Source organism: Streptomyces sp. NPDC103540 (assembly GCF_055584445.1).
Genome location: NZ_JBVJMA010000010.1, coordinates 103,931 through 117,021, shown reverse-complemented (window position 1 = coordinate 117,021; position 13,091 = coordinate 103,931). Strand labels below are relative to the sequence as shown.

Here is a 13,091-nt window from a genome sequence, read left to right as displayed (position 1 = left end):
GCCCTTTCTCCTCATCTTCCCCATGGCGCACTTCGCCATGAGACGGAATTGGCACCTTCCCTAGTCGGGGACCCCGCTGATGTCGCCGATGGCGATCGCGAGAACCGACTGGAGGGTTGCCGGGGCTTCAACGGGCCGTATCCCTCTGCCCCTCTGGATGAGCGGTATGGCGCCGGCTTCCGCGCTGGAGGGCGCGCCGGTGCGTTTGTGCGCGGGACCCCCGGCATGCGGTGGTCCTTCGCGTTGTTCAAGACTGTAACCGAAGGGCCGGGCGGTTGAGACAGCCGTCCGAACGGCGAGATGGATCACATTTCAGCCGAAAACACCGAGCGTCAGGGAGTACCGACAGTGCTGGATGAGGTGGAGCGCTGGCTGGCCGACCGCTCCTGGTCCGCCGCCGACCGACCGCTCGACCAGCTGATCGAGCGGAAACGGGCCACCGGGACGACGGTCAGCGTCGTGCTGCCCGCGCTCGACGAGGAGGCCACGGTCGGGCGGATCGTCGAGGTGATCCGGCGCGATCTGATGGACGGCCCGGACCTCCCGCTGGTGGACGAGCTGGTGGTCGTCGACTCCGGGTCCACCGACCGCACGGCGGAGGTGGCGGCGAAGGCCGGCGCCCGGGTGGTGCACCGGGACGCGATCCTGCCGAGGATCGAGGCGCTGCCCGGCAAGGGCGAGGTGCTGTGGCGTTCCCTGCTGGCGACCACCGGGGAGGTCGTCTGCTTCGTCGACGCCGACCTGCGCGACTTCTCGTCCGTCTTCGTCTCCGGGATCGTCGGGCCGCTGCTGACCGACCCCGAGGTGCAGTTCGTCAAGGCGATGTACGACCGCCCTCTGGGGGACGCCCCCGGCCAGGGCGGCCGGGTGACGGAGCTGGTGGCGCGCCCGCTGCTGAACCTGCACTGGCCCCGGCTGGCCGGTTTCGTGCAGCCGCTGGGCGGCGAGTACGCCGTGCGCCGCTCCCTGCTGGAACGGTTGCCCTTCCCCGTCGGCTACGGCGTCGAGCTGGGCCTGCTCGTGGACGCGCTGCACACCGCCGGGCTGGACGCGCTGGCCCAGGTGGACGTCGGCGTCCGGCTGCACCGGCACCAGGACGGGCAGGCGCTGGGCCGGATGGCCGCGGCGATCTACCGCACGGCGCAGCTGCGGCTCTCGCGCGGGCACCTGGTGCGGCCGGAGCTGACGCAGTTCGAGCGGGGGCCGGACGGGTTCGTCGCGCGGACCCACCCCGTGGACACGGAGGAGCGTCCACCGATGGTGGAGATCGCCGAGTACGCGGGGCGGCGCGTGGCCTGACCGCCGCGCGCCCCGGCCCGTGCCCCGGCTGGTCGCCGGACCGGCCCCGGCGCGTCACCGGCGCGGGCGCGGACCGGACCGGACCGGTGCACGCGGCGGGGGCGCGCCGCTCGGGCGCGGCCGGGTGCACGGAGCGGGGGCACGAGACGTACACGAGTTTGAGCGCGGGTGCCCCGGGCTAGGTTCGCGACATGGCTTCTCAGGTACTCGTCGCCGCCAACCGCGGCCCGCTCTCGTACGCCCTCGCCGCCGACGGCACGCTCACCGCCCGGCGCGGCGGGGGCGGTCTCGTCTCCGGCCTCTCCGCCGCGCTCGCCCGGCAGCCGGAGGCCCTGTGGATCTGCGCGGCCCTGTCCGACGCCGACCGCGAGGCGGTCCGGCGGGGGGTGGCCGAGCCGGGCGTGCGGATGCTGGACATCGATCCGGGGACCTACGACGACGCGTACAACGGCATCGCGAACTCGGTGCTGTGGTTCACCCACCACCACCTGTACGACGTGCCGCGCGAGCCGGTCTTCGACGCGGAGTTCCGGCGCCGCTGGGACTCCTACGTCGCCTACAACGACGCCTTCGCCCGCGCCCTGGCCGAGGAGGCCGCCGAGGGGGCGGCCGTCCTGGTGCAGGACTACCACCTGGCGCTGGTCCCGGGCGCCCTGCGCGCGCTGCGGCCCGACCTGCGGATCGCGCACTTCACGCACACCCCGTGGGCCTCGCCCGACTTCCTCGGGATGCTCCCGGACGACGTGCGCGCGCGGCTTGTGGAGGGGATGCTCGGCGCGGACGTGGTGGGCTTCCACACCGAGGCGTGGGCGGAGGCCTTCCGGGCCGGGGCGGGCGCGGCCGCCGCGGGCTCGAAGCCGGCGGTGTTCCCGCTGGGCGTGGACGGCGACGACCTGCGGGCGCTGGCGCACCGGCCGGAGGTGGACGAGAAGCTGGCGGCGCTGCGGGCGGAGGTGGGCGGGCGCAGGACGATCGTCCGCGTGGACCGCACCGAGCTGTCGAAGAACATCCTGCGCGGGCTGCTGGCCTACCGGGAGCTGCTCGTGACCCGGCCCGAGTGGCGCGAGCGGGTGGTGCACCTGGCGTCCGCCTACCCCTCGCGGCAGGACCTGGAGGTCTACCGCTCCTACACCGCGGCGGTGCGGGAGCTGGCGGCGGAGATCAACGAGGAGTTCGCCGTGCCCGGCTGGCAGCCGGTGCTGGTCTCGGTCGAGGACGACTTCGCGCGCTCGCTGGCCGCGTACCGGCTGGCGGACGTGGCCCTGGTCAACCCGGTGCGCGACGGGATGAACCTGGTCGCGAAGGAGATCCCGGTGGTGTCGGAGGCCGGTTGCGCGCTGGTCCTGTCCACGGGTGCGGGGGCGTACGAGGAACTGCGCGCGGACGCGCTGACCGTGAATCCGTACGACGTCTCGCGGACGGCGCAGGCCCTGCACGAGGCCCTGACGATGCCGGCCCCGGAGCGGGCGGAGCGGACGAAGCGGCTGGCGGCGGCGGCCACGGCGCTGCCGCCGGCGACCTGGTTCGAGGCGCAGCTGGCGGCGCTCGGGCGCTGAGCGCCGCGGGTGGGCGCCCGTCCTCGGGCGCCCACGGCGGGCGGCTCGGCGGGTGCCCGGGGCGGGCGGCTCGGCGGGTGCCCGGGGCGGGCGGCGTATCAGAGCGCGGCGGCCAGCGCGGCGAGGAGGGCGACGACCTCGGAGGGGCCGGACAGGACGAGGTCGGCGCGGGAGGCCAGTTCCGGGACCTCGGCGGAGCCGCTGCACACGAGCAGGCCGGGCAGGCCGTCGGCGCGGCGCTTCTCGACGGCGGAGTAGGCGGCGAGGTCGCCGAGGTCGTCGCCCGCGTAGAGGACGGCCTCGGCGCCGCGCTCCTGGAGGAACTCGGTCAGGGCGACGCCCTTGTCCATGCCGGGCGGGCGCAGTTCCAGGACGGCCCGGCCCGGCTCGACCATGAGCCCGTGGCGGGCGGCCAGCTCGGTGAGGGGTTCACGCAGGGCCGCGAAGGCCCCTTCGGGGTCCTGGGCGCGGCGGGTGTGGACGGCGAGCGCCCGGCCCTTCTCCTCGATCCAGGTGCCGCGCCAGGCGCCGATCGTGTCGAGGAAGCCGGGCAGTTCGGCGCGTACGGCGGCGACGCCCGGGTGTTCGGCGGGTGCGTGGACGATGCCGCTGACGGCGTCCCAGCGTTCGGCGCCGTAGTGGCCGAGGACCACGAGGTGTTCGAGGCCGGGTACTCCGGCGAAGCCCCCGTGGCGGACGGCGACGCCGGCGGGCCGGCCGGTGACGACGGCGACCGCGGCGACCTTCGGGGCCAGGGCGGCGAGCGCGGCGACGGCGTCGGGGTGGGCGCGGGCCTGGTCGGGGTCGGGGACGATGTCGGCGAGGGTGCCGTCGAAGTCGAGGGCGATCACGGCCCCGCGCGGTGCGCGGAGGAGGGCTTCGAGTCCCTCGCGGCCGGCCGCGGTGGTGGGCACGGGCATCGGCGGATCGTGCGGATGGCTCCCCATGCGTTCGACCCTACCGGGGTCGGGCGGGGACGCCCACCCCTTCTCAGCGGCGGGCCCGCCGGCCCTCGCGGATGCGCCGGAGGCGGTTGACGGTGCCCGGGGCGTGTTCGAGCGCGCGTGGATCGTCCATCAAGGCGTTGAGCAGCTGGTAGTACCGCACGGGGGTCAGGCCGAGGCCCTCGCGTATCGCCCGTTCCTTGGCGCCGGGGCCGGGCCAGGTACGGGCTTCGTACGCCAGTACGGCGGTCTCGACGGCGGTCAGCGCGGCGGGCCCGGGCGCTCCCGGCCCCGCTCCCGCCCCTGCCGCCGCTCCCGCCCCCGTCTCCGCTTCCTCGCGCCCGTCGTCCGTCATACGGCCAGATTAACGGCGGGCGCCGACAGCGCCGGCGGGGGCGGCGGGGGTCGGTTCAGCGGTCGCCGTCGGCCTTGCGGGCCTTGAGCGCGATCTCCTCCAGGACCTTCCCGGGGTTCCCGCCGGGCTGGACGACCTGTCCGATGTTCTGCTTCACGTCCTCGCTGACGCCGGCCCAGGACTTCTTGCCGACCGGGTACAGCTTGGAGTTCGGCAGGGCGGCGAGGAAGGTCTTCAGCTGGGCGGCGGAGCCGCCCGAACTGGCCTCCATGGCCCGGTAGCCACTGGTGGTGACCGGCAGGAGGTCGTACTTGTTGGTGAAGGCGGTCACGTTCTTCGCGGAGAAGAGGTGGTCCAGGAACTTCCCGGACTCCTTGCGGTGGCCGTTCTTGAAGGCCATGACCCAGTCGGCGACGCCCATCGCGGAGTGGTCGGTGCCGTCGACGGTGGGCGGCTGGACCATGCCGAACTTCACGCCCTTGCCGGCGGCCTGCTTGAGCAGCGTGGGGTGGCCGTTGAGCATGCCGACCTCGCCGCGCGTGAAGGCGTCGAAGGCGGCCTGGCGGTCCAGCTTGCCGGGCTCGACGGGGCCGGTCAGGCCCTGGCCGACCAGCTTGTCGCGCAGGAACTCGAAGGCCTTCACGTTCTCCGGGGAGTCGATCTGGTAGGCGTCCTCGTTGTCGGTGTAGCCACCGCCGCCGGAGAGCATCCACATCATCGACTCGGCCTGGGCCTCCTCGCGGCCCAGCGGCACGGCGAAGGGGGTGGGGACGCCGGCGGTCTTCAGCTTCTTGGCCGCCGCCTCCAGGTCCGCCCAGGTCTTCGGCTGCCAGGGCGCGGTGCTGTCCTTGGGTATGACGCCGGCGTCGCCGAGCAGCTTCTGGTTGTAGAAGAGCAGGCGGGTGCTGGCGACGAAGGGCATGCCGTACTGGACGCGCTTGACCTTGCCGGCGTCGGCCAGGGGCCCGAGGAAGTCGGCCTCGGTGGTGACGGAGAGCAGTTCGTCGGTGGTGTAGAGCTTGCCGGCCTCCGCGTAGTCGGCGTAGGCGCCGATCTGCGCGATGTCGGGGGCCTTGCCCTCCTTGACCATGGCGGCGACCTTGGCGTCGACCTCGGACCAGGAGTAGACGCTGACCTCGACGTGGACGTTCGGGTTGTCCTTCTCGAAGGACGCGGCGAGGTCCTTCCAGTAGCCGGCGGAGGAGTTCTGCGGATTGTCGCCGTAGTCGGCCGCCACGACCCGGAGGGTCACCTCGTTGTCCCCCGTGAGACCCGACACGGTTCCGCAACCGGTCAGCGTCACGGCGGTCAGGCACAGCACGGCCCCGGTGGCGGCCAGGCTCAGGTAACGGCCCTTCACGGTTCTCGATCCACCCCTTGTTGTACGTACGATTCGACGTAAGGTCTACACCACTTTGCCGTCGCCTCCACATCCGGAACGCCGTCACGCGCGGACTGTGTCCGGACCGTGTCCGGAGAGCGGTCCTGATTTGTATGGTCACTCAACAATTCCCCCCATTGGACTAGACCTTTCCCCGCCGAGCACGCGAGACTGTCCTCTGTGAAACCCGTGAAACACGTCATCGCCCTCGATGTGGGCGGCACCGGGATGAAGGCCGCCCTCATCGCCGGCGACGGCACCCTGCTGCACGAGGCACGCCGCGCCACCGGTCGCTCCCGGGGCGCGGAGGCCGTCGTCGAGACGATCCTCGACTTCGCCACCGAACTCCTCGAACTCGGCGCCGAACGCTTCGGGGCGACCGCCTCGGCCGCCGGCGTCGCCGTACCCGGCATCGTCGACGCCGAAGCGGGGATCGCCGTCTACGCGGCGAACCTCGGCTGGCGCGACGTACCGCTGCGCGACATGCTCAGCAGACGCCTCGGAGGCATCCCCGTGGCCCTCGGCCACGACGTGCGCACGGGCGGGCTCGCCGAAGGCCGCATCGGCGCCGGACAGGGCGCCGACCGTTTCCTCTTCGTCCCCCTCGGCACCGGCATCGCCGGCGCCATCGGGATCGCCGGCCTCATCGAGGCCGGCGCCCACGGCTACGCCGGCGAGATCGGGCACATCGTGGTCCGCCCCGGCGGACCCGAGTGCGGCTGCGGGCAGCGCGGCTGCCTGGAGACCCTCGCCTCCGCCTCCGCCGTCTCCCGCGCCTGGGCCGCCGCCTCCGGCGACCCCGAGGCGGACGCGGCGGACTGCGCCAAGGCCGTCGAGTCCGGCGACGCCCGGGCCCGCGAGGTGTGGCTGGCCGCCATCGGCGCGCTCGCCGACGGCCTCGTCACGGCGATCACCCTGCTGGACCCCCGCACGCTGATCATCGGTGGCGGGCTCGCCGAGGCGGGGGAAACCTTGTTCACACCACTACGGACGGCCGTCGAGGAACGCGTGACGTTCCAACGACTGCCCGAGATCGTTCCGGCGGCCCTCGGGGACACGGCCGGATGCCTGGGCGCAGGGCTGCTCGCCTGGGACCTACTCGCCACGGAGGTACCTGCCTGATGTCCGGAAGCGCACACAGCACCGTTCTCTCCGGCGCCAGGGTGGTGCTGCCCACCGGGACCGTCGCCAACGGCAGGGTCATCGTCGAGGGCGCCCGGATCGCCGGCAGCGCCCACGAGGGCGCCGACGTCGTCGACCTCTCGGGGCACTGGATCGTCCCCGGCTTCGTCGACATGCACAACCACGGCGGCGGCGGCGCCTCCTTCACCTCCGGCACCGCCGAGGAGGTCCTCCAGGGCGTCCGCACCCACCGCGAACACGGCACCACCACCCTCGTCGCCTCCACCGTCACCGGCGAACTCGACGAACTGGCCCGCCGCGCCGCCCTGCTCGCCGAACTGACGCAGGCGGGCGAGATCGCCGGCATCCACTTCGAGGGCCCCTTCATCAACGCCTGCCGCAAGGGCGCGCACAAGGAGGACCTGCTGCGCGACCCCGACCCGGCCGAGGTCCGCAAGCTCGTCGACGCCGCGCACGGCGCCGCCCGCATGTTCACCCTCGCCACCGAACTGCCCGGCGGACTGGACTCCGTACGCCTGCTCGCCGAGCACGGCGTCATCGCCGCCATCGGCCACACGGACTCCACCTACGACCAGACCCGCCAGGCCATCGACGCCGGCGCCACCGTCGCCACGCACCTCTACAACGCCATGCCGGGCCTCGAACACCGCGCGCCCGGCCCGATCGCGGCGCTGCTGGAGGACGAGCGGGTCACCGTCGAGCTCATCAACGACGGCACCCACCTGCACCCCGCCATGCTGGAGCTGGCCTTCCACCACGCGGGCGCCCACCGCGTCGCGCTGATCACCGACGCGATGGACGCGGCCGGCTTCGGCGACGGGATCTACCACCTCGGCCCGCTGGAGGTCGAGGTCAAGCAGGGCGTCGCCCGCCTCGTGGAGGGCGGCTCCATCGCCGGCTCCACCCTCACCCTGGACACCGCCTTCAAGCGGTCCGTCACCGTCGACCGGCTGCCCGTGGAATCCGTGGTCCAGGCGATCTCCGCCAACCCGGCCAAGCTCATCGGCCTCTACGACGAGGTCGGCTCGCTGGACCCCGGCAAGTACGCCGACCTCGTCGTCCTCGACGAGGCCTTCGACCTCAAGGGAGTCATGCGGCGCGGCGAATGGATCGTCAAGCCGACCGCCTGACCGGCCCCTTCGCCGACCGACGGAGCCACCGGGGCACCACCGCCGCGCCACCGGTGCGCCCGGTCGGCGGGCGACCGGCGGGCGACCGGCGTCCTTTCGGCTGCCTTTCGGCGGCTTTCGGCCGTACCGAACGGGGCGGCGGGCCCACGGGACTGGGCCCGCCGCCCCGTATTTGGCATGATCCCGGCATTCACCGAGACCGGGGCTGACCATGATCCTCACCGTGACGCTCAACACCGCACTCGACGTCACCCACCGGGTGCCGCGACTGCTCCCGCACACCTCCCACCGGGTCACCGGTGTCACCGAACGCCCCGGCGGAAAGGGCCTGAACGTGGCCCGGGTCCTCGCCGCGCTCGGCCACGAGGTGACGGCCACGGGCTTCGCGGGCGGACCGACCGGCGCCCTCGTCCGCGAACTCCTGGCCGACGGCACGGGCGTCGTCGACGCCCTCGTCCCCTGCGCGGGCGCCACCCGCCGCACCCTGGCCGTGGTCGACGAAACCACCGGCGACACCACGCAGTTCAACGAACCCGGCCCCCAGATCGACCCCGCCGAATGGGCCGCCTTCCTCCACCGCTACACCGAACTCGCCGCGAGCGCCCGCGCGGTCGCCCTGTGCGGCAGCCTCCCTCCCGGCGTACCCGTCGGCGCCTACGCGCTCCTCGTCCGCGCCGCCCGCGCGGCCGGCGCCGCCCCGGTGCTCCTCGACACCAGCGGCGAGGCCCTGCGCCGGGGAGTCGCCGCCCGACCGGAGATCATCAAGCCGAACGCCACCGAACTGGCCGAACTCACCGGCTCCCGCGACCCGCTCCCCGCCACCCGCGCCGCACGCCGGCGCGGCGCGCACGCGGTGGTCACCTCCCTGGGCCCCGCCGGACTCCTCGCCGCCACCCCCGACGGCACCTGGCGGGCGGCCCCGCCGCGCCCCCTGTCCGGCAACCCGACCGGCGCGGGCGACTCCGCGGTGGCCGGCCTCCTGTCGGGCCTCGCCGAGGACCTCCCCTGGCCCGCGCGCCTGACCCGCGCGGTCGCCCTCTCGGCGGCCACCGTCCGCTCCGCCACCGCCGGCGACTTCGACCCCGGCACCTACGAGGAGATCGCCCCGCAGATCACGGCCGTCCCGCTGCCGGCCCCGTAGCCCGCGCCCGAGGCGACCGGCGCGGGAACGACCTGCGCGGGAACGACGGAGGGGGAGACGCACCCGGTGCGTCTCCCCCTCGTCGCGTCCGTCGCCGGCGGGCCGGCGGCCGTCAGCCCCGGGACCAGCCCGAGCCCAGGCGCAGCTGGTCGAATATGGCCTCGCACTGGTTGCCGGCCTCACACGAGATCTTCATCGTGTTCGTGCCCTTCTTGAGGGTGATGAAGGCGAAGGTCCGGGTCCAGCCCTTGTCCCAGGCGCCGGCCTCGGCCTTGGAGAAGTTGGCCAGGTTCAGCGACTGCGTCGGGCTCTGCCCGTTGACCGTCAGCGTGACCTTCGCGTCCTTGCCCGGCACCGCGTAGTTGACGTGCAGCGTGTACTCGCCGCCCTCGGGCACGTCCGCGGTCCAGGTCAGCGCGGCGCCCGTCTGGTTGAAGTTGCCGACGTACTGGCCGCCGGAACTCTTCGAACCCGGAACGGAGTTCTGGAGCAGCGCGCCACCGGTCAGCGCCATGCCGCTGCCGGCCGCCTCCCCCTTGGGGAGCGGGACCTGCGAGGCCTCGGGCGAGGCCGAGTTCTGCGGGGCGGACGGGTCCTGCTTCGGCGGCACCGGCTGCCCCGACTGGGAGGCGGCCTGGTCCTTGCCCTTGTCCTTGTCGTTGTCCTTGCCGAAGACCACCGCCGCGCCGATGCCGATGCCGATCGCACCGACCACGGCGACCGCCGCGATGATCAGGCCCTTGCGGCTGGACCCGCCGCCCGCGCCGCGCGCACCGCGCCCGCCGCCGCCGTGACCGCCGCCACGCGGGGCCGGGGTCGGCTGGGAGTACTGCTGCTGCTGGGGAACGCCGTACCCACCGGCCTGGAGGGCCTCGGGGGCCTGGTACTGCGCCTGGTAGGCCGGACCCTGCTGCTGGGGCGGCACCGCCCCGCGCTGGCCGCCGTACGTCCGCTCGCCGACGGTGCGGACCTGGTTGTAGGAGGTACGGGGCACGCCGGGCTGGACCCCGGGCTGCCCTGCGCCCGTCGGGCCCGGGTAGCCGTATCCACCGCCCTGACCGGGCGGGGTGGCTCCGGCGGCCTGGCCGTCCGCGTAGAGGTAGCCGAACGGATCGTCGTCCTCGGGCTGGTTCGCCCCACCGTGCGGGCCGTTGTTCGCGGGCGTCGTCATCGCAGGTCACTCCTTTCGACCCCCGGGAGCCTACCCCGAACACGTGCACCCACGGGTGGCCGTTCCACTCAGCCGGCGCGACGGTGCGCCTTGGAGCGGGACCGCTTCTCGATGTACATCCGCTGGTCGGCCGAGCGCAGCACCTCGTCCGCGGACATCCCGCAGCTCGCCCAGCCGATCCCGAAACTCGCCCCCACGCGGACCGCCCGGCCGTCCACGCGGATCGGCGGGATGATCGCGTTGCGCAGCCGCACGGCGAGATCGGCGGCGTCCGCCGCGCCCAGCCCGTCGGCGAGGACGACGAACTCGTCACCACCCAGCCGGGCGACGGTGTCACCGTCCCTGACGCAGGTCGTCAACCGTCGGGCCACCTCGATCAGGACCGCGTCGCCCGTGTGGTGCCCGAACCGGTCGTTGATCGACTTGAAGCCGTCGAGGTCGCAGAAGAGCACCGCGAGCCCCTTCGTGCCGTCGTCGATGTCCGTGGAGGGCGCGACGGTGTGCACGTGGTGGTCGTACGGCCCGCCGTCCACCCGGTCCGGGCTGCCCGTCGGCACGGCGCCGGGGAAGTCGAAGGGGTCCCCGCCGGTCCCGGGATAGCCGCCGGCCCCGGGGTAGCCGGCCGTCCCGGGGTAGCCGGCCGCCGCCTCGCCCGGGCCCGTGTGCGGATCGGCGCCCGCGCCCTCGCCGTATCCGGGGTAACCGGGGTGGCCGCCGTATCCGGGGTGGCCGCCGTATCCGCCGTGTTCCCCGGTGCCGGCGGCCGCGCCGGGGCGTGCCTCGAAGGCCGCGTCCAGGGCCTCGACGGCGGTGGCCCGCGCGGAGGACTGGGGCCGCCTGCACAGGCGGGCGCCGAGGCGGGCGCGCAGCTCGGCGCTGTTGGGCAGGCCGGTCAGGGAGTCGTGGCTGGCGCGGTGCGCGAGCTGGAGCTCGTGCCGTTTGCGTTCCTCGATGTCCTCGACGTGCGTCAAGAGGAAGCGGGGGCCGTCGGCCGCGTCGGCGACGACGGAGTTGCGCAGCGAGACCCACACGTACGTGCCGTCGCGCCGCCCGAGGCGCAGCTCGGCCCGACCGCCCTCGGCGGAGGTGCGCAGCAGGGTGCCGATGTCCTCGGGGTGGACGAGGTCGGAGAAGGAGTAGCGGCGCAGCACGGAGGCGGGGCGGCCGAGCAGGCGACAGAGCGCGTCGTTGGTGCGCAGCAGCCGGCCGTGCTGGTCGCCGCCCATCTCGGCGATGGCCATGCCGCTGGGCGCGTACTCGAAGGCCTGCCGGAACGACTCCTCGCTGGCGCGCAGCGCCTGCTGCTCGCGCTCCAGCCGGACCAGGGCGCGCTGCATGTTCGCGCGCAGCCGCGCGTTGCTGATCGCAATCGCCGCCTGGAAGGCGTACATCTGGAGCGCCTCGCGCCCCCACGCGCCGGGGCGGCGCCCGTTGCGCGGTCTGTCCACCGAGATGACACCCAGAAGTTCCCCGCCCGTCGCGTACATGGGGGCGTAGAGGCGGTCCTCGGGATGCCATTCGTCCTCGAACCGCGGGTCGGGGCCGTCGGTGTGCCACTGGGGCACGTCGTCCTCCAGCAGGACCCAGCCCTCGGTGTGCGGGATGAAGCGCAGGCCGTCCCAGTCCTCGCCCATGGCCAGCCGGCGTTCCCAGGAGGGGCGCGATCCGACGCGGCCGGTGATCAGCGCCTCGGCGGCCGGGTCACCTGCGAAGGCGGCGACGACGAGGTCTCCGTCGGGGCGTACGAGATTGACACAGGCGAGTTCGTATCCGAGGCCCTTCACGATGCCGTCGACGACGGTCTGAAGGGTGTCGGCCAGGCTCCGGGCGGTGTTGAGCTCGGCCACCACCTGGTGCAGCTGCCGCAAGGTCGCAAGACGGACGTACGGCTCCGACTCGGTCTCCATTGCTCGCTCTCCCCGAGACCTCGACAGCAACTCCAGGTTTGTCATCGGCGTTTCGTTGCGGTGTCCCGTCCACTGAATCACAGTGAGCTGCGCGGCACGTACACAGGGTCAACAAATCTTGCTCTCTGTGACTCAAGTCACATGAGATGAATAACAGGGCGCGCTGCGGGCGGTGTTGGGTGGGAGCGCTCCCGCTCGTTCTCGCGAGCAAACGATACGCCCGGGGGCCTAGGACGGGAGGTGGGGCGCGGCTCGGACCTCGGCCCGATGTGCCCGGCGCGCGTTCGGCACTAGCGTTCGGGTCGTGCCGAACACGACCGTTGATACGACCGCAGCACCGACCGTCACCCCCCATCCTGAGGGGGTGAGCAACGACGAGTTCCGGGCCGCCATGTCCCGACTGGCCGCGGGCGTGTGCCTGATCACCGCGCACGAACCGCCCCTGACGGCCGGCGGGCCGCGTGGGGAGGACGTCGGGATGACCGCCACCGCGTTCGTGTCGGTGTCGCTGGAACCCCCGCTGGTGCTGGTCAGCGTCCGGGAGGGGTCCCGGATGGACGACCTGCTGGCGGAGCAGCCGCTGTGGGCGGTGTCGGTCCTCGCGGAGGGCCAGGTCCAGGTCGCGGGACGGTTCGCCATGAAGAACCGGATCAGCGACCGGCTGCTGTTCGAGAACCTGCCGCACGTACGGGGCGAGGTGTCGGGGGCGCTGCTGATGACGGACGCGCTGGCCACGCTGGAGTGCCGGACGGAGTCCCGCGTCCCGGCCGGGGACCACACCCTGGTGATCGGCCGCGTCCTGCGCGCCGCCGTGCCCACCCCGGAGGCGCCGCCGCTGACCTACTTCCGCGGCCGCTACCGGCACCTGGCCCCGTAGGACCGGACGCCACGGCTCACGGCCGCGGCGCCACCGGCCGCGGCGTCGCCCGTCCCGGCGTCGCCCGTCCCGGCGTCGCCCGTCCCGGCATCGCCCGTCGCGGCGTACGGATCAAGAGGCGCGGCGTGCGGGGCACGAGGAGCGGCGTACGGATCAAGAGGAGCGGCCCGGCCGTCGTCCGGCCGTC

Annotated in this window: 11 protein-coding genes and 1 riboswitch; of the genes, 6 read left to right on the top strand and 5 right to left on the bottom strand. The window is 73.6% G+C overall.

Annotation, left to right across the window (positions count from 1 at the left end; genetic code table 11):
• Positions 1 to 8: 8 nt before the first annotated feature.
• Positions 9 to 164: riboswitch (SAM riboswitch) on the bottom strand.
• A 184-nt stretch (positions 165 to 348) separates the two neighbouring features.
• Together ACZ6ZI_RS24370 and ACZ6ZI_RS24365 are read left to right on the top strand one after the other, a co-directional pair.
• Positions 349 to 1,299, top strand: a complete 951-nt coding sequence (locus tag ACZ6ZI_RS24370) for a glucosyl-3-phosphoglycerate synthase (RefSeq protein WP_469524171.1) — start codon at positions 349 to 351, stop codon at positions 1,297 to 1,299.
• A gap of 191 nt (positions 1,300 to 1,490) precedes the next feature.
• The gene (locus ACZ6ZI_RS24365) at positions 1,491 to 2,855 is read left to right on the top strand and encodes an alpha,alpha-trehalose-phosphate synthase (UDP-forming) (protein ID WP_469524170.1); all 1,365 of its coding nucleotides are present in this window, start codon (positions 1,491 to 1,493) and stop codon (positions 2,853 to 2,855) included.
• A 98-nt stretch (positions 2,856 to 2,953) separates the two neighbouring features.
• Here the strand turns inward: ACZ6ZI_RS24365 and otsB are convergent, their stop codons facing one another.
• The 3 genes from otsB to ACZ6ZI_RS24350 are packed head-to-tail and all read right to left on the bottom strand — an operon-like array spanning position 2,954 to position 5,514.
• The gene (otsB, locus tag ACZ6ZI_RS24360) at positions 2,954 to 3,802 is read right to left on the bottom strand and encodes a trehalose-phosphatase (protein ID WP_469524168.1); all 849 of its coding nucleotides are present in this window, start codon (positions 3,800 to 3,802) and stop codon (positions 2,954 to 2,956) included.
• A 43-nt stretch (positions 3,803 to 3,845) separates the two neighbouring features.
• Entirely contained in the window at positions 3,846 to 4,154 is a 309-nt protein-coding gene (locus ACZ6ZI_RS24355) for a DUF3263 domain-containing protein (RefSeq protein WP_469524166.1), read from the bottom strand.
• 55 nt (positions 4,155 to 4,209) lie between these two features.
• Complete coding sequence (locus ACZ6ZI_RS24350) at positions 4,210 to 5,514, bottom strand: ABC transporter substrate-binding protein (protein WP_469524164.1); 1,305 nt, start codon at positions 5,512 to 5,514, stop codon at positions 4,210 to 4,212.
• Between the two features lie 210 nt (positions 5,515 to 5,724).
• Here ACZ6ZI_RS24350 and ACZ6ZI_RS24345 point away from each other — a divergent pair, with 210 nt between their 5' ends.
• The 3 genes from ACZ6ZI_RS24345 to ACZ6ZI_RS24335 all read left to right on the top strand — a co-directional run bounded on the left by ACZ6ZI_RS24345 (position 5,725) and on the right by ACZ6ZI_RS24335 (position 8,949).
• Positions 5,725 to 6,657: an ROK family protein gene (locus ACZ6ZI_RS24345; RefSeq protein ID WP_469524453.1), complete on the top strand. Its 933-nt coding sequence runs from the start codon at positions 5,725 to 5,727 to the stop codon at positions 6,655 to 6,657.
• The gene (gene nagA, locus ACZ6ZI_RS24340) at positions 6,657 to 7,808 is read left to right on the top strand and encodes an N-acetylglucosamine-6-phosphate deacetylase (protein ID WP_469524162.1); all 1,152 of its coding nucleotides are present in this window, start codon (positions 6,657 to 6,659) and stop codon (positions 7,806 to 7,808) included. The genes ACZ6ZI_RS24345 and nagA overlap by 1 nt, the downstream gene beginning before the upstream one ends.
• A gap of 211 nt (positions 7,809 to 8,019) precedes the next feature.
• A complete protein-coding gene (locus tag ACZ6ZI_RS24335) occupies positions 8,020 to 8,949 on the top strand; it encodes a 1-phosphofructokinase family hexose kinase (RefSeq protein WP_469524160.1) in 930 nt (309 codons plus the stop codon).
• A 112-nt stretch (positions 8,950 to 9,061) separates the two neighbouring features.
• On the opposite strand, the gene ACZ6ZI_RS24330 is transcribed toward ACZ6ZI_RS24335, so the two are convergent.
• On the bottom strand, positions 9,062 to 10,120 hold the full coding sequence (locus ACZ6ZI_RS24330; protein WP_469524158.1) for a CBM35 domain-containing protein: 1,059 nt from the start codon (positions 10,118 to 10,120) through the stop codon (positions 9,062 to 9,064).
• Between the two features lie 68 nt (positions 10,121 to 10,188).
• Positions 10,189 to 12,027, bottom strand: a complete 1,839-nt coding sequence (gene cdgB / locus ACZ6ZI_RS24325; RefSeq protein ID WP_469524156.1) for a diguanylate cyclase CdgB — start codon at positions 12,025 to 12,027, stop codon at positions 10,189 to 10,191.
• Between the two features lie 391 nt (positions 12,028 to 12,418).
• On the opposite strand from cdgB, the gene ACZ6ZI_RS24320 reads away from it, so the two are divergent.
• Positions 12,419 to 12,904: a flavin reductase family protein gene (locus ACZ6ZI_RS24320; RefSeq protein ID WP_469524451.1), complete on the top strand. Its 486-nt coding sequence runs from the start codon at positions 12,419 to 12,421 to the stop codon at positions 12,902 to 12,904.
• Positions 12,905 to 13,091: the final 187 nt, after the last annotated feature.